Below are 17,202 nucleotides of genomic sequence, written 5' to 3' on the forward strand. Positions count from 1 at the left end.
GATAGATATGACAAAAGCAACATTAAAATTAGAAACATTAACTTGTCCATCATGTTTACAAAAAATTGAAAGTGGTTTAAAACAGACCGCTGGTGTAGAAAAGGATTCTGTAAAAGTACTGTTTAATGCAAGTAAGGTAAAGGTGGATTTCGATGAAGAACAAGTCAATTTGAGTACAATTGAAAACGCTATTGAAAACTTAGGATATTCCGTTATTAGTTCAAAAGTAAAGGAAGGTTTATAAAATGACAACAGTAAACGAAAGACAAGAAAAATTAGCTGCTGAACAAGCCTATAAAGAACACATTCACCATACCAAGATTAATGCTGCAGCTGTTACAGATCATATACTGGCCAATATTCATACCTTACATGTAAAATTACATCAATATCACTGGTATGTAAAAGGGGCAAATTTCTATTCATTGCATGAGTTATTTGAAAAACTGTATAATGAGAATGAAACATGGTTTGATAAAATTGCAGAACGTTTACTAGCTTCGGGATTTAAGCCAGCATCAACAACTGCTGAATTTCAGGAATTTACAATAATTTCTGAAGATCCGTCTGAAAAATATTATTCTGCTGAAGAAATGGTCTTACAGTTAGTAGAAGATTTTAGAACTAATCGTGAATTTACCGTTCGTGCATTGCGTTTAGCTCAAGAAGAAGCAGATAATACGTTAGAGGATTTACTAATTAGTTATAAAGATTATTTAGATGTAAATATTTGGCAGCTTCAAGCCTTTGTTAATAAGGATGCTTTACAAGACGATGATTATATAGATAACGATTAATTAGGAGGAAAGTTGTATGGCACACCATCATCACCATAGTCATGTAGATTGTATACGGTTAGTACCAATTTTTAACCATCTAAACGAAGAACAAATGAGTTTAATTGCACAATCAGCGCATGAAGTACATTATGCAAAGAATGCGTTGTTATTTGGAAATGGTGATAAAGATGACACATTATATATCGTAAATAATGGGCGTGTACGTATTTATAACTTAAATGAATCCGGTCGTGAACAAACGGTACGCATACTAAATCCTGGTGATTTTATGGGCGAAGTGGCTATTTTTCAAACTGACAGTTACCATTCTAATTATGCTGAAGCAATATCAGAAGTAAGCATATGCAGAATCCATAAAAAAGATATGGATAACTATCTAGACATTTACCCAGAAATTATGAGACGAATACTTTCAGATGTTACGAAACGTTTACAGGTATCAGAAAAGCAAACGATGCAGGTTGGTATGGAGCAGGTAGAGTCTCGTATTATTAATTTTCTAGCAGAATATGTTGAAGATGAGGAAAATCATACTTATGTGACATTACCAATGTCAAAAAAGGAGCTAGCTTCTTATTTGGGTACAACACCCGAAACAATAAGTCGGAAGTTCTCTTCGTTAGAGGATAAAGGTTTAATTAAACAACATACACATAAATATATTGAGATATTTGATCTAGATCAATTGCTATTTACTTTAGATTAATAATGGCCATATAGATACTTCGCTTTTATAAGAAAGATAATTCTGTATGGAAAATGATAATGTACATATTTATAAGATCTGACGCAATGAAGAATTTATAGGATGATGGTGTTGGCAGGGAGTCTTAGAGGATACCGCCAACACTATTTTTTTGATAACTAATGCTAAAAAAAACGAGAAATTCTACCATCATTAAATTAATCACAAAAAATGATAGGAAATTCTCGCAGAAAATATGTTTATTAACATTACCCATTTAGTAGAAAGATGAAATTATTATTTTCGTACTGAAAATGAGGGTGATAGAGAAAAAATTTAGAAACAGATTATCGATGTCATATTAAGCTAAATTAGATGTAGATCTCCGATGTTGTCGAGTCTGTGGCTAGAGCATGACATCGATAATATAAGTGTACATATTGTAGGTATATCAAGTGATCGAAGAAAAGTTCATCTGCTAAACTATTTCCTTGCCTATCCATTGCAGATAAGCAAATATGTAAAAAGGGTAGGGTCTGACATGTTTACGCCATATATGGAAATTATTCCAGTATTGTTATTGATTATCATAGATGAAAAATTCAAAAGGTTCAGTACTTTTTGAACCATCAAACGGTTCAAATAGACCGGGTTGATGATAAGTTATGTTACCTGCACGGTGCATGCCTTTGTGGTCATAGAAAGGATAATTACATGAAGAGTCAGTGAATAGGTAGTAGTTTTCCACATTCTTAGCTTCAAAATAATCTTTAGCGGCTTGGAATAATTTGCTGCCGATTCCTAGACCTTGAAAATTTGGATCCATAATAAATAAAACGATGCGACCATCATAGGCGGTACTTGCTTTCGCTTTTTCTAATAATTTTGCATCGTATTCACTTTCTATTTTCATCCGGTCATAAAAATAGTCGGCAATTTCCTGACCTTGTGCGTGGATAGTTGCAGCTGCATCAACTGTTGACCGCATTAACATCCGTCCGTATTTAGGTTCTGAGTCAGCAGACGCTAAGATAACGCCAGCGATTTGTCCATCTACCTCAGCCACTGTTGCCATTGAGGCATCACTCAATGAGTTGTTTAAGTTTAAGTCAACGTAAGCGTTAGTTGCCTCCGGATATTCTTCATAGTCTGATTGAAACCAAGCGCCTCGGTTTAATGCGTGTAATGCTGGATAGTCTGCAGCTTGGGCAGATCTTAAAGTAACTTCTTGTGTCATAAAACACCTCCACTTTCCATTCTAACCGATGGGCATATTAAGTTCAAATGATACAGAGTGCCCGTTATGCGGGGCTTAAAAAGGGTGAATGAATGCGTTTCCCATAACTTAAATGCAATTGCTTTTGCACCCATTACCACTTATAATGAATGAGAGATTCTAATCGAAAATTAATATAAAATACAAGCAAAAGACCTTGAGCGGAGGAGCTTACATGAATTTTATTGTGACATCACCTTTTTATCCAGAGAATTTTCAATTATTTACTAACCGGTTAAAACAGCAAGGGTTCAACGTTCTTGGCATCGGTCAGGAACCCTATGACCAATTATCTCAATCTTTAAAAGATGATTTGACTGAATACTACAAAGTCAACGACTTAGAAAATACTGAAGAAGTCAAAAAAGCCGTTGCGTATTTATTTTTCAAGCACGGAAAAATTGACCGGATTGAGTCGCAAAATGAGCATTGGTTGAATTTGGAAGCTGAGATTCGGGAACAGTTTAATATTCCTGGCAACAAGCCCAAAGATTTGCGCAAGGTTAAATTTAAGTCTGAAATGAAGAAGTTGTTTGCTAAGGCAGGAGTTCCAGCTGTCCCTGGTAAGATAGCCAATAAGAAGGGGACGATTAATCGAATTGTAAAAGAATTTGGTCTACCCTTAGTGGCTAAACCCAATTCAGGTGTTGGTTCTTCAGGGACATACAAGTTAAAAGACCAAGAAGCAGTGGATAAATTTATTGCAGAGTGGGATGAGAAGGAGGCCTATTTCTTTGAGCCTTATATTGAAAATGCAAAATTACTATCTTATGACGGTTTAATCAACCAAAATGGTGAAATTGTCTTTGAAACAAGCTTGTATTACCATGCCCCAACTTTGGAGGTATTAAAGTACCAATTAGACTACGGCTATATTATTCAAAAGGAAATTCCTGAAAAATTACGGGCGTACGGTCAAGCTATCGTCAAACAATTTGGTATGAAGGAGCGGTTCTTCCATATTGAATTCTTTGAAAACGGGGACGACTACCTAGTGGTTGAATACAACAACCGAGTGGCCGGTGGTTATGCTATTGATATGTATAACTATGCCAATCATGTGGATTTATTCCGTCAATTTGCCCGCATTGTGGACGGTCAACCTTTTGAAACACCGACTGTACCTGCTCGTTATTGCGTGGCTATTACTCACCGTGATCAAAATACGTATGCCCACGATGAAGCGGCTATACGCAGTCATTACGGCGACCGTTTTGTCTTCTCAAAACGTTTACCAGATGCTTTTGCGGCCTTACAAGGTAACCAATTCTATGGTATTTTAGCGGATACAGAAGAGGAGGTTGAAGATATCTTCAACTACGTCCACCAACATAAAGAAGGCTAGCTTTACATTGACTGTCATTTTACCCAAAACTGGAGGAAACCCCATGAACGCAGAATTCTTACACCATTATTCAGGTCACTTAAATCAAGAAATGTACTTAAATCGTTACGGACACGCAGGTATTCCGGTAGTGGTATTCCCGTCATCTGGTGGTTCTAAAGATGAATTTGCGGACTTCGGCATGATTGAAGCCGCACATTATTTTATCGAAGAAGGAAAAGTCCAATTCTTCACCTTATCATCCCATGACCAAGAATCTTGGTTACACAAGGGCAAGTACCAACATGACCGAGCTGAAGCTCACAATGCCTACGAACGTTATGTTATTGATGAAGCTATCCCATTCATCAAGCACTATACAGGTTGGTTTGACCCAATGATGACAACAGGTTGCTCAATGGGTGCTTACCATGCCCTGAATTTTCAATTGAAGCATCCGGATGTCTTTAATAAAACCATTGCCTTATCAGGTGTTTACGACACCCGTTACTTCGGTGGTGACTTCGGCGGTGACCTAGCCGTTTACTATAACTCTCCAGTGGACTATATTTGGACCTTAAACGATCCATGGTTTATCGACCACTTGCGCCAAGCAGATATCATCGTTTGTACCGGTTTAGGTGACTGGGAGGCAGACGGTCTGCCCGGTTATTACAAGTTGCGTGAAGCTTTTGAGAATAAGAATATCCCAGCCTGGTTCGCAGAATGGGGGCCAGATGTGTCTCATGACTGGATTTGGTGGCGCCAGCAACTGCCGTATTTCCTAGGATATATGGTGTAGAATCTTTTAAATATTGATTGGAAAAGGACGTCAGGTGCTTAAGCACGGCGTTCTTTTTTATGTGCTTCGAATCAGAAAAATGCTCAGCTTAATCTTGGGGATTCTTTTTTCAAAGGGTCACTTATAGGTGGGCGGTCTTTGATATGGTAAAATATAGACAAATTTTAAATCGTGGGGTGACAAGTCTATGCGCGTTATAGCTGGAAAATTTGGGAAACATCGTTTAAAGGCGGTGCCAGGGGATAATACCCGACCAACTACAGATAAAATCAAAGAATCATTATTTAATATTATCGGCCCTTATTTTGATGAGGGCACAAGGGTTCTGGACTTCTATGCGGGGTCTGGGGCGCTTGGAATAGAAGCCATTTCAAGAGGGGCAGCAATCGTTTACGGTTTTGAAAAGAACCGGCAAGCACAAGCGACGATTAAGGAAAACGTTGCTGCGGTGCGGATTGAGGACCAATATGTTTTGAAGTCAGGGGACAACCGCAAGGCCATCCAACAATTACGTCAAGTAGATAAAGACCTGCAATTTGACTTGGTTTTCTTGGACCCACCTTATAAAGGCCAACAATTAGAAGATGTGATCAACGGCTTTTTAGCGGACAATTGGCTGGCACCGGATGCCCGCTTAATTTGTGAATTAGACAAGCGAGACACACTGCCGGAAGCCTTTGGACCACTCAAACAGATCAAAGATGTGACTTACGGAATCACTAGAATCCTGGTATACCAAATGGAGGAAGACTAGATGACAACAAAAGAAAGAGCCTTATACGCCGGGTCTTTTGACCCCTTAACAATGGGCCATGTGGACATGATTGAACGGGCAGCCAAGATGTTTGACTACGTCTACGTCGCTGTCGCAACAAATACCACCAAAACCTCTTTATTTACTGGCGAGGAGAAATTTGCTTTAGCTCAGGAAGCCACTAAACACCTAGATAACGTGGAAGTGATCTACTTAAAATCTGGCCTAACAGTGAATTTCGCTAGAGAATTGGACTGCGGTATTTTGATCCGTGGTTTGCGTAACGGCAGTGACTTTGAACAAGAAACCAACATCGCCTTAATGAACAAGCATCAAGCACCAGATATCGAGACCGTTCTCTTGTTATCAAGTGAGAAATATCGTTTTGTTTCAAGCTCTATTATTAAGGAAGTGGCGAAGTTTAACGGGGACGTGTCTGGCGTTGTGCCGCCGAATGTCAACGAAGCCATTAAAGCCAAATACACTGAATTAAATGGTTAAATTTTTTGAAAAATGAGCCGACGCTTTTAACTGACCTTGCCGTATATAATAGGTGAGGTGATCATAATGAATCAGTTGCGGGCGTGGCTAAGACAATTTCAGTTAGATATTAAAGAAATGAATATCCAACAAGTGTGGTCCTTGTATAGACCCTACTTGCTGGGTATTTTTGTCGTCTTTTTGACTGTGAGTGGACTAGGCATTTACGGATTTAGTCAGGTATTTCAAGGCAGACAAGGCCAAACTAATGCTTTAATGGTAGAGGCAGAAACAGACGAAGGAACATCAGACTCGTTAGTGCCAGAAGATGGTTTGTCTAAAAATACTGTCGTTTCATCAAGTGCGGTGAGTGGTATAGCAAGCGAAATCTCTAGAGAAGAAGTTGGTGAAGAATCCGAAACTAACGCTAATAGCGCACCCAATGAAACCTGGTATGTAGACATTAAAGGGGCTATCAAAGTTCCGCAAGTTGTCCCAGTGACCCCAGGTATGCGGGTTCATGATGTGGTTGAAATGGCGGGTGGGGTAACTGGAGAGGCTGACCAAAGTCAGGTGAATTTAGCTCAATTAGTGACAGATCAAATGGTGATTTATGTCCCTAAAGTTGGTGAAGAGGTCAGTCCTTCAACTGAAGCATTGGTTGCTGATTCCAAAGTCACAGAAAGTGCTGTATCCGAGAGTTCTGGGGACGGTACAAGTGACGGGGACCTGGTCAATATCAATACTGCAGATACTACAATGCTACAGACTTTATCTGGTATAGGGGAGAAGCGAGCAGCTGATATCATTAATTACCGGGAGACGAACGGACTATTTGAAACCGTCGATGACCTAGACCAAGTTTCAGGTATTGGGGAGAAAACGATGGAGAAGTTACGACCTTTAATCACGGTGAATTAAGATGCAATATAAGTTAGTCCTCCATAGTTTCGGTATACTCCTACTTGCTATTGTAGCCCTGACCAATAGTCCTTGGGCCTGGCTTTGTTATGGCTTATTTATGGTCCGGGTGCTTGCTTTAAGAGAGAGTAAATTTCTGCTACAACTAGTGTTTGTACATTGTTTACTCGGCACTTATTTTTTATATCAAGATGCCGGCCGACACAGTATCCTAACTGGGTCAGAAGAAGAATTGGTTATGGACGTGGCCATCACTGATGTAAAAGTTGAAGGTAACCTTTTGTCTTTTCAAGGGACTACGCGTTTAAACGGACAAAATGAAAAGGTGCAAGTATTTTATATGCTGGACGAAGAAGTGGACCAAAAAGCGTGGTTAGACAAAGACCAATCATTTCGAGCTGTAATTACGGGTACTTTGGAAATGGCCGATGAAAACCAAAATTTTCACCTGTTTAACTACCGGACTTATTTAAAACGGCAGGATATTTATTGGATCATGTCACCGGATGCAATTAACATTAATGGGGATTTAAATCACGGTCAATATTGGTTAGCCAACCAAAGACAAGCCATAATCAATTGGCTGGGGACCATTCAAAATCCGACCGTATCAGCTTATACTTTGTCTCTCTTTTTTAATGAAATGGATGCCCTTGAAGGGGAAGTGTTAGACGCATATCAAGCAATAGGGCTGATACATTTGTTTTCGATTTCCGGTTTTCACGTCCAGTATTTCTTAACTTTTTTCAAGAAAATCCTTCTTCGATTAGGCATCACAGTAGAATCTTTTGATTATTTCGCCATTGCCATCCTACTCATATATACCGTCTTTTTAGGTTGGCCCGACGGCATGATTCGGTCCTTTGTAGCCTATACCTATAACGTCCTCCAGAAGCGGTGGGGCGGGCAGCCTTCATCACTCGTAGGCACTTCCTGGTCCATGATTTTACTCCTAATTATAGACCCACGCAGTATCTTTACCCTGTCCTTTCAGTTGACCTATGCCTTGTCCTATACCATTTTATTTACTGGGAAATTTATCCAAGCCAAATGCCGGCACTCTCTACAAGTCGAAATCTGGCAAAGTTTCATCTGTAGTTTAGTCACCATTCCCTTTTTAACCATGACCTACTTTGAATTCTCCTGGGCGTCCCTTATCTTAAATTACGGCTACTCCTGGCTATTCGCCACCTTTTTATTTCCCGGACTCCTTTTGATTTTACTCATTCAAATCACCGGTTTAGGCACTTATTTCACTTGGCTACAAGCTGGATTAGCCTATTTGATTGAGGGAATAGAAATGTTAGCTCTATTCGCTGAAAAATGGACTTGGTTTCAGTGGGTGACGGGTAGGCCACAAATTGCTGTCTTGGTATTTTTTGTGGTCACTTTACTCATGTATCTAGCGGATCTTTCAAAAGCGAAAATCAGTAAAAGCTTGCACGGACTACTAGCGCTTAGCTTAGTTTTACTGTATTTGAACCCTTATTTACACAGATACGGGCAAGTAGCCATGCTAGCGATTGGGCAGGGGGATACCTTTTTCCTAGAAATGCCTTACCAAAGAAAGGTCTATTTAATCGATTTAGCGGGGAAAATCAACTTCACTACACTTTTAGCTGACCAAGATCCGTCCAAATCATGGCAATTACGGGACAGTGAAAGTGTCGCTGAAAGGCAAATAATTCCAGCGCTTAAAGCAGCGGGGACAAGGACAATCGATGGGGTGTTTTTAACTCACGGGGACTTTGACCATATCGGATCATTTGGTGAAATTGCCAAGGCCTTTAAAATCGAAACCTTATATTTACCAATCGGAATGGACGCGGACACAGAATCCTTAACTACCTTGCAGGAAGCAATCGAGGCGGGGAAAAATCCTAAAATGAAGATTATCTGGCTCAAATCTGGAGACCAGGTGGCCCTTGACCAAAAAACCAATTTACAGGTTTTAGCGCCGGTTAAATCAGGTGCAGGAGAAAATGCGGATTCTTTAGTCTTATATGGTAGAATAGGACTTCATGACTTTCTATTTACAGGGGATATTGATGGGGCAGCAGAAAATGCCCTCCCGAGTCTACCGGTGGATATTTTAAAAGTGGCTCACCACGGATCAGACCATTCAACGCCAGCTGACTTTATCGAGAGGACTGACCCAAAAATCGCTTGGATTTCAGTGGGTAAGGACAACCGGTATGGCCATCCAGCTGACCGGGTGGTGGCTGATTTAGAAGCCAATCAAACAAAAATATACCGGACGGATACAATGGGTGCTGTCCACTATATTTATTGGCCCAAATCCGCTAAAATAGACAGCGTGCAATCAAATTAGGAGGTAGGTTATGGAATTACAAAAGGCATTACAGGCGCTAAATAACGGGCAAATTGACCCCATATATGTACTACAAGGGCCTGAAACCTACTTAATCAACCGGTTTTTAACGGCCATTGAAGGTCAGTACTTACAAGAAGACGCCAACGCCATGAATTACATGTCCTTTGATATGGAAGAAGATAGCTTGGCGGACGTCATGATTGAAGCCAACACCATTTCATTTTTCAATGAACCAAGATTGATTTTAATGCGGCAACCAGCTTTTTTAACGGGGTCACAAAAGAAGAATGCCATCAAGCAGGATGACGCGTCCTTACTCGAATACCTGGACAATCCCGCTGATGATGTGGTTTTAGTCATTGTGGCTGATTACGAATCCTTAGATGGCCGCAAGAAAATTGTGAAACAACTCAAGAAGAAGGCCACATTTGTGGATACCTCTGTCATGGCCGAACCTCAAGTGAAGGACTATATGCAGCGGTATGTGGCTTCAGAAGGCGTCGATATGACCAGAGAAGCCATGGCTCTATTCTTGAAACGGACCAATTACCAGCTTACCCAGTCCATTCGTGAGATGGACAAGTTGATTTTATATGTAGGGGATGAGAAAAGGATCAACCAGCGAGATGTAGACTTGTTGGTGACACCGTCATTGGATGACAATATCTTCCATCTGACGGACCATATTATGCGTCAAGATTCGGCCGCTGCTTTAAGGTTGTACCGCGAACTAATCGCACAGAAAAATCAACCCATCGCCATTCTTGGTTTACTCCAGTCTAACTTCCGCTTGTATACGCAAATTATCCAATTGAAGAAAGCGGGTTATGACCAAGGATCAATGGCTGAAACGATTGGCGTTCATCCATACCGGATTAAAATGGCTGGCCAATCGATTAATCCTTATTCGCCGAATTTACTCATGGTGGGTTATATGAAGTTGATTGAATTAGACTTTGATATTAAACAGGGGAAAGTAGACCAGCATCTTGGGATTGAGTGGTTTATTTTAGACTTTTGTTCAGGTAGGGTAGCCAGTTAAGACATATATATGAGAAAAAACAGGCAACAAAAAAAGCAGGAAAATGCGTACGTCATTTTCCTGCTTTTTATAATGATCGGTTTTGGTAACACCATTTACCAAGGTCGATTATGCTTTTTTAGCTAAGCGAGCTTTTTCACGAGCAGCTTTGTTAGCGTGGATTAATCCTTTGCTAGCAGCTTGATCTAACATTTTAGAAGCGTTACGGAATAACTCGTCTTTGTTGTCTGCGTTTTCTGCAGCAGCTTGTTCAAAACGTTTAACAGCTGTACGTACAGAAGCGATTTTCGCACTGTTACGAGCGTTAGCAGTTTCGTTTTGACGAGCACGTTTGATTGCTGATTCAATATTTGGCATTAAAAACACCCACTTTCCTGTCAAAATTATAAAAGTGAACTTGTCACTAACAGACAATATTATACAGAAATAATAAGAGATAAGTCAAGGTAAATTTAATGAGTCTTATCTAACCTGTTATAAACAAGTGATAATGTCTTATGTATTCATAAGGAAAAATGTCTTGGGCAGAACAAACTTGGTGGAAATAGCGAGCTAATAGATACCATCAAGAATATGACTTGTCTCTTGTAAAAGGATTTTGTTCAAAAATTTATTGGCATTGGGAAGGAAAAAAGGCTGGTGATTTTGAAAACTGATACCTGTTTCACTTGGGCCGTCAGCCAAGTCGCGAACCCCCTTTTCCCAAGGGCTAAGGTTTCGGCTTTAATCACTTAGGTGGTATAATATTAGGGTATGTAATTGTGTATTTTAAAAGGAAGAGAGGTTCATGATGATAAACCAATTTGATTTAGTTTCGGAATATGAACCGAATGGGGACCAACCGGAAGCCATCAGAAGAATTGTAGAACAAGTGGAGGCTGGCGATAAGGCGCAAGTTTTACTAGGTGGTACGGGGACTGGGAAGACTTTTACCATGGCCAATGTGATCGCCCAAACCAACCGACCAACTTTGGTTCTAGCCCATAATAAAACCTTGGCAGGTCAGTTATACGGGGAGTTGAAAGATTTCTTCCCGAATAATGCGGTGGAGTATTTTGTATCTTACTACGACTACTACCAACCGGAAGCATATGTGCCGTCAAGTGATTCATATATTGAAAAATCAGCGTCCGTGAATGACGAAATTGATAAGTTACGCCACTCTGCAACGTCTTCTATTTTGGAGCGTCGTGATACGATTGTAGTAGCTTCTGTTTCATGTATTTATGGTTTGGTGAACCCAGTCGAGTACCGCGACCATGTGATATCAATTAGACAAGGGCAAACATTATCCCGCGATGCCTTTATGCGTCGTTTAGTTGAAAATCAATATGAACGAAATGATATCGACTTCCAGCGTGGGACTTTCCGTGTGCGCGGGGATATTGTGGATGTATTCTTATCATCTCATGATTCTTCATCGATTCGAGTGGAGTTTTTTGGTGATGAAATCGACCGCATTCGTGAAGTGGATGCTTTAACAGGTGAGGTCCAGTCTGAAGTAGAACATTATCCCATTTATCCAGCGACTCACTTTGTGGTGGACCATGAACAAGTAGAAAAATCAGTTAAATCAATTGAGGCTGAATTAGAAGAACGTTTGAAAGAGTTGAATGATGAAGGGAAGTTGCTTGAAGCGCAACGTCTAGAACAACGTACTCGCTATGATATAGAAATGCTTCTTGAAATGGGTTATTGTAACGGGATCGAAAATTACTCTCGTCATATGGATGGGCGTAAACCTGGGGAAGCACCATATACCTTGCTTGATTTCTTCCCAGAAGATTTCTTATTAATGGTGGATGAGTCACATATGACAATGCCACAGGTGCGCGGCATGTATAACGGAGATAAGGCTAGAAAACAAGTTTTAATTGACCATGGTTTCCGTTTACCGTCAGCCTTGGATAACCGACCATTAAAATTAGAAGAGTTTGAAGGCAAATTAAACCAGACCCTATTCGTATCCGCAACACCAGCGGATTATGAAGTAGAAAAAGCAGGCGAAGATGACATTGTAGAACAAATCATTCGACCAACCGGCCTGCTTGATCCTACTGTGGAAGTTCGTCCAATTGAAGGTCAAATTGATGACATTATTAGTGAGATTAATGACCGAATTGAACGTGAAGAACGGGTATTTATCACCACTTTAACGAAACGAATGGCAGAAGACCTGACCGACTACTTGGAAGAAGTGGGCATTAAGGTGAAATATCTGCATTCTGATATCAAGACGTTAGAACGTACAGAAATTATACGTGACTTACGTCTAGGTGTATTCGATGTGTTGATTGGGATTAACTTATTGCGTGAGGGAATAGATGTACCTGAAGTATCCTTAGTCACGATATTAGATGCGGATAAGGAAGGATTCTTACGTAATGAACGGTCGCTGATCCAAACTATTGGACGGGCAGCACGTAATCAAAATGGGCATGTAATTCTGTATGCAGATGGTATCACCGACTCTATGCGCCGGGCAATGGATGAAACGGCCCGTCGTCGTGCTATCCAACAAGCTTATAACAAGGAACATGGGATTGTACCGCAAACAATCAAGAAAGAAATTCGTGATGCTATTCGAATTACCCATGTGAATTCTGAAGAAATGAGTAATTCTCTAACAGAACAACTCCGAGCTTTGAAACGCGATGATAGAGAACAGGCCTTAAGAAATGTGGAATTAGAAATGAAACAAGCTGCCAAGGACTTAAACTTCGAAAAAGCGGCTGAATTGCGTGACATTATTATGGAATTAAAAGCAGAAATGAAGAAATAGCTCATACTTATCTTAACTATAAAGTAAGCGTAGCTTGCGTTCGATATTTCATAAGATTTTTAATAACAAAAAAGGCATCGCTTTGTCGGCGGTGCCTTTTTCTTTGACTATTTTTCTTTTAAGTTGTTATCCTTTACTTCATTTTCCAATGCTTTTTTATCTGCTATAAAAAGGTTAAAGTAACTCAAGCAGAGGATTAACCAAGTAGCACCTATAGACCAGCCGGCGATGATGTCAGATAAATAGTGGACGCCAAGGTATAAGCGAGATGCACTGATGGCAACCACCATGAAGATGGTAAAGCCAATTAAGTAGGGCATCATCTTTGGGTACTTATCCTTAAAATAATACCAAATTAAGAAAGCTAGGGATCCCCATGCTAGTACTGCGCCAGTTGCATGCCCAGAAGGGAAGGAGTAGCCTCCTTGGTCAACAAGGTGCGTCACGTAGGAAGGGCGCGTCCGTCGAATAATATTTTTAATTAGGTCAACAACAGGGCCAGCGCCAACTAGAATAGTGAAAACTATCCACAGTAATACTTGCCATTTTTGGCTGATATAATAGAAAATACCAGCTATAATCATCGTGAGAGGAATGATTCCTTGGGCATTACCAATGAGGGTGAAAGATTGTACAAACGTTGTAAAAGGCGCTGGGCCCCATTGATAGAGATGTTGGCCAATATTTTGGTCGATTACTGTCAAAAAATCAACGTCAATCATTGCTGTTAAACAGATTAAAATAAAGGGTATTGCGGTGATGGCGGATGCTATTAAATAAGGTTGAATTGGATCTTTTTTCATTGCTGGCCTCCATGTCGATATTAAGCTTTATTGTATATATTGTATGAACATTTCGCAAGGGAATAAAGGCTGATGATTTTTTTGAGAATCCATTTGCATTATAAGTTGATTATGTGTATAATGTCAGATGACCGTTTACTTCGCGAGTTGAATCACCAACGCTTGTCGCAGTTTACGGCGAATATTATGAAAGAGGTGTTGTCACATGGCAATTTCAAAAGAACGTAAAAACGAATTAATCCAACAATTTGCACGTCACGAAGGAGATACTGGTAGCCCAGAGGTACAAATCGCTATCTTAACTGAAGATATCAACTCTCTTAACGAACATGCACGTACGCACAAAAAAGACCACCATTCTTACCGTGGTTTAATGAAAAAAGTTGGTCACCGTCGTAACTTGTTAGCTTACTTACGTAACAAAGATGTTCAACGTTACCGTGAATTAATCAAAGCATTAGGCTTACGTCGTTAATTCTTATAAATATGATCTTAAAGCGGGATACTTTTGTGTCTCGCTTTTGTTGATTTTTAACCCTTTTTATAGGAAAATAAACTAGTATGGAATAAAAGCGCCAACAGTTGTTCACTACTATGCAAATTTGTGAGTATCAAGTCTTGATCTTAGAAATTTGTTTAGTAGCAAACTTGTTGGCAGTATGCAAATAAAGGAGCATGTTAGAACATGGAAGAAAAGCAAGTGTTTAAAATGAATTGGGCCGGCCGCCCGTTAACGATCGAATATGGTCAGGTAGCTAAACAAGCCAATGCAGCGGTATTGGTTCGTTACGGAGATACTGTCGTATTAACTGCCGTTGTAGGGGCAAAAGAAGCTAAGCCAGGACAAGACTTCTTCCCATTACAAGTAAACTATGAAGAAAAAATGTACTCAGTAGGGAAAATTCCTGGTGGTTACATTAAACGTGAAGGTCGCCCAAGCGAACATGCAACATTAACAGCACGTTTGATTGACCGTCCTATCCGTCCAATGTTTGACGAAGGGTTTACCAATGAAGTGCAAGTGATTAATACTGTTTTATCCGTAGACCCAGACTGTTCACCAGAAATGGCCGCAATGTTTGGTTCATCAGCAGCCTTAACAATCTCAGATATTCCTTTCGATGGTCCTATCGCAGGGGTAAATGTTGGTCGTGTAAATGGTGATTTGGTGATTAACCCAACTGTAGAACAGCAAGCACAATCTGATTTAGAGTTAATTGTTGCTGGTTCTAAAGATGCCATCAACATGGTAGAGTCTTCAGCTGCAGAGTTATCTGAAACAGAAATGCTTGAAGCCTTAATGTTTGGTCACACATCAATCCGTGAATTATGCTACTTCCAAGACGAGATCCGTGAAAAAGTTGGTCAAGAGAAAATGGACGTCCAATTAAATACACCGGACAACGTGTTGGTTGCTGAAGTAACAGCACAATACAATCAACAAATGGTTGACGCTATCCAAACTTTTGATAAATTGGAACGTGAAGAAAATATCGAAGCGGTTAAAGCAGCGATTATCGACCACTACAGCGAATTATATGCAGAACATGAAGATGTTGCAAAATTAATGGACCAAGTGCGCCAAATCGCTCACCAATTAGAATATAAAGAAGTTCGCCGTTTAATTACTGACGATAAAGTACGTCCTGATGGTCGTAAAATTGACGAAATCCGTCCATTAGCTTCAGAAGTTGGCTTATTACCACGTACACACGGTTCTGGTTTATTCACTCGTGGACAAACTCAAGCCTTATCAGTAGCGACATTAGCACCATTATCTGAAGAACAACGTATTGATGGTTTATCAGGTGATGTTACCCAACGTTTCATGCACCACTACAACTTCCCTCAATACTCAGTAGGTTCAACCGGCCGTTACGGTTCGCCTGGTCGTCGTGAAATTGGTCACGGTGCTTTAGGTTACCGCGCCTTAAACGAAGTATTGCCAAGTGAAGAAGACTTCCCGTATGCAATTCGTTTAGTTGCTGAAGTATTAGAATCTAACGGTTCATCATCACAAGCATCTATTTGTGCGGGTACTTTAGCCCTTATGGACGCAGGTGTGCCAATTAAAGCACCAGTTGCTGGTATCGCAATGGGTCTAATCATGGATGAAGACGAAGAAAACTACACTGTTTTAACAGATATCCAAGGTCTAGAAGACCACTTAGGTGACATGGACTTTAAAGTAGCCGGTACAGAAAACGGTATTACTGCGCTACAAATGGATATCAAGATTAAAGGGATCACGGAACAAATTCTACGTGAAGCTTTAGACCAAGCACATAAAGCGCGTGTTGAAATCTTGGGTCACTTAGCAACTGCAATTGACGCGCCACGTGCTGAATTAAGTCCTTATGCACCAAAAATTGAGCAAATGCAAATTGATCCAGATGACATTAAAGTGGTTATCGGTAAAGGTGGCGACACCATCAACAAAATTATCGATGAAACAGGTGTTAAAATTGATATCGATCAAGAAGGTGGCGTGAATATCGCTTCAGATAATGCGGCAATGATCAAACGCGCGAAAGAAATTATTGCTGAATTGACCCTAAAAGTTCAAGCAGGTGAAGTGTATGAAGGAACTGTCAAACGCATTGAAAAATTTGGTGCCTTTGTTGAGATCGCTAAAGGTAAAGATGGTTTAGTGCATATTTCTCAACTGCAAGAAGAACGAACCAATAATGTGGAAGACGTAGTGTCAATGGACGAAAAAGTCCGCGTAAAAGTGACAGAAATCGACAACCGTGGTCGTATCAACTTGACGATGAAAGGTTTAGACGCTGAGTAATATTCAGATATTTTATATAAGAGAGCATCCAGTTTTTTAACTGGGTGCTTTTTTATATAGAGATAAAGAAAAATAGGTCCAGTATCATCAATAAACGTCATCAATTGAAATATAAAAATTCGACTATTTAGGTTTCCATTCAAATAAAATGAGGTTGATGTTGTGCTACATTTACATAGTTCAGAGAAAATTTTGATGTGCTAACGGTATAAAATATTTATAGGGAAGTAATGAATTTGAAGAGATTAACTTCTAAGAAAAGTGAATAAATCAAAATACTGATACTTTTTCTATTCTCATGATATGGACTAAATAAGGGTGAAGACCATTAAATTGTTGATCGTGCAAACTGAAGAAGGGTAACAGATAATTTTTATATTAATTGAGTGTTTTCTCATTTTTAT

Annotated in this window: 17 protein-coding genes; 13 read left to right on the forward strand and 4 right to left on the reverse strand. The window is 39.9% G+C overall.

Annotated elements, in window-relative coordinates:
• Nucleotides 1-7 precede the first annotated feature (7 nt).
• The 3 genes from AC973_RS01365 to AC973_RS01375 are packed head-to-tail and all read left to right on the forward strand — an operon-like array spanning nucleotide 8 to nucleotide 1,506.
• A complete protein-coding gene (locus AC973_RS01365) occupies nucleotides 8-244 on the forward strand; it encodes a heavy-metal-associated domain-containing protein (protein ID WP_016896718.1) in 237 nt (78 codons plus the stop codon).
• Nucleotide 245: 1 nt separating this feature from the next.
• Nucleotides 246-797, forward strand: a complete 552-nt coding sequence (locus AC973_RS01370; protein WP_048726301.1) for a Dps family protein — start codon at nucleotides 246-248, stop codon at nucleotides 795-797.
• A gap of 16 nt (nucleotides 798-813) precedes the next feature.
• Complete coding sequence (locus tag AC973_RS01375) at nucleotides 814-1,506, forward strand: Crp/Fnr family transcriptional regulator (protein WP_048726303.1); 693 nt, start codon at nucleotides 814-816, stop codon at nucleotides 1,504-1,506.
• A 556-nt stretch (nucleotides 1,507-2,062) separates the two neighbouring features.
• Here AC973_RS01375 and AC973_RS01380 read toward each other — a convergent pair.
• Entirely contained in the window at nucleotides 2,063-2,722 is a 660-nt protein-coding gene (locus AC973_RS01380) for a GNAT family N-acetyltransferase (RefSeq protein ID WP_048726305.1), read from the reverse strand.
• 214 nt (nucleotides 2,723-2,936) lie between these two features.
• Here AC973_RS01380 and AC973_RS01385 point away from each other — a divergent pair, with 214 nt between their 5' ends.
• The 7 genes from AC973_RS01385 to holA all read left to right on the forward strand — a co-directional run bounded on the left by AC973_RS01385 (nucleotide 2,937) and on the right by holA (nucleotide 10,419).
• The gene (locus AC973_RS01385) at nucleotides 2,937-4,106 is read left to right on the forward strand and encodes an ATP-grasp domain-containing protein (RefSeq protein ID WP_048726308.1); all 1,170 of its coding nucleotides are present in this window, start codon (nucleotides 2,937-2,939) and stop codon (nucleotides 4,104-4,106) included.
• A gap of 43 nt (nucleotides 4,107-4,149) precedes the next feature.
• Nucleotides 4,150-4,887, forward strand: a complete 738-nt coding sequence (locus AC973_RS01390) for an esterase family protein (protein ID WP_048726314.1) — start codon at nucleotides 4,150-4,152, stop codon at nucleotides 4,885-4,887.
• A 187-nt stretch (nucleotides 4,888-5,074) separates the two neighbouring features.
• Complete coding sequence (gene rsmD / locus AC973_RS01395; RefSeq protein WP_048726317.1) at nucleotides 5,075-5,641, forward strand: 16S rRNA (guanine(966)-N(2))-methyltransferase RsmD; 567 nt, start codon at nucleotides 5,075-5,077, stop codon at nucleotides 5,639-5,641.
• Complete coding sequence (gene coaD / locus AC973_RS01400; RefSeq protein ID WP_048726319.1) at nucleotides 5,642-6,142, forward strand: pantetheine-phosphate adenylyltransferase; 501 nt, start codon at nucleotides 5,642-5,644, stop codon at nucleotides 6,140-6,142. It begins immediately after the preceding gene.
• Between the two features lie 66 nt (nucleotides 6,143-6,208).
• Nucleotides 6,209-7,042 carry a helix-hairpin-helix domain-containing protein gene (locus AC973_RS01405; RefSeq protein ID WP_048726324.1) on the forward strand — a complete coding sequence of 278 codons (834 nt, stop codon included), beginning with the start codon at nucleotides 6,209-6,211 and terminating at the stop codon, nucleotides 7,040-7,042.
• Between the two features lie 148 nt (nucleotides 7,043-7,190).
• On the forward strand, nucleotides 7,191-9,374 hold the full coding sequence (locus AC973_RS01410) for a DNA internalization-related competence protein ComEC/Rec2 (protein ID WP_225968902.1): 2,184 nt from the start codon (nucleotides 7,191-7,193) through the stop codon (nucleotides 9,372-9,374).
• Between the two features lie 10 nt (nucleotides 9,375-9,384).
• Entirely contained in the window at nucleotides 9,385-10,419 is a 1,035-nt protein-coding gene (holA, locus tag AC973_RS01415; RefSeq protein ID WP_048726331.1) for a DNA polymerase III subunit delta, read from the forward strand.
• Nucleotides 10,420-10,527: 108 nt separating this feature from the next.
• On the opposite strand, the gene rpsT is transcribed toward holA, so the two are convergent.
• Nucleotides 10,528-10,776: a 30S ribosomal protein S20 gene (gene rpsT, locus AC973_RS01420; RefSeq protein WP_003143716.1), complete on the reverse strand. Its 249-nt coding sequence runs from the start codon at nucleotides 10,774-10,776 to the stop codon at nucleotides 10,528-10,530.
• A 195-nt stretch (nucleotides 10,777-10,971) separates the two neighbouring features.
• Nucleotides 10,972-11,103 carry a hypothetical protein gene (locus AC973_RS10080; RefSeq protein ID WP_256379456.1) on the reverse strand — a complete coding sequence of 44 codons (132 nt, stop codon included), beginning with the start codon at nucleotides 11,101-11,103 and terminating at the stop codon, nucleotides 10,972-10,974.
• A gap of 103 nt (nucleotides 11,104-11,206) precedes the next feature.
• Here AC973_RS10080 and uvrB point away from each other — a divergent pair, with 103 nt between their 5' ends.
• Nucleotides 11,207-13,201 (forward strand): excinuclease ABC subunit UvrB, encoded by a 1,995-nt coding sequence (gene uvrB, locus AC973_RS01425; RefSeq protein WP_048726336.1) that lies wholly within the window; start codon nucleotides 11,207-11,209, stop codon nucleotides 13,199-13,201.
• Between the two features lie 107 nt (nucleotides 13,202-13,308).
• Here the strand turns inward: uvrB and AC973_RS01430 are convergent, their stop codons facing one another.
• A complete protein-coding gene (locus AC973_RS01430) occupies nucleotides 13,309-14,004 on the reverse strand; it encodes a phosphatase PAP2 family protein (protein ID WP_048726339.1) in 696 nt (231 codons plus the stop codon).
• A gap of 205 nt (nucleotides 14,005-14,209) precedes the next feature.
• Between AC973_RS01430 and rpsO the strand changes: the two genes are divergently transcribed.
• Nucleotides 14,210-14,479, forward strand: coding sequence for a 30S ribosomal protein S15 (gene rpsO / locus AC973_RS01435; RefSeq protein WP_003142464.1), 270 nt, complete (start codon nucleotides 14,210-14,212; stop codon nucleotides 14,477-14,479).
• Nucleotides 14,480-14,689: 210 nt separating this feature from the next.
• Entirely contained in the window at nucleotides 14,690-16,798 is a 2,109-nt protein-coding gene (pnp, locus tag AC973_RS01440) for a polyribonucleotide nucleotidyltransferase (protein WP_048726342.1), read from the forward strand.
• Nucleotides 16,799-17,202: the final 404 nt, after the last annotated feature.

This window comes from Carnobacterium sp. 1290_CSPC, assembly GCF_001053265.1.
In the GTDB taxonomy this organism is placed as follows: Bacteria; Bacillota; Bacilli; order Lactobacillales; family Aerococcaceae; genus Aerococcus; species Aerococcus urinaeequi.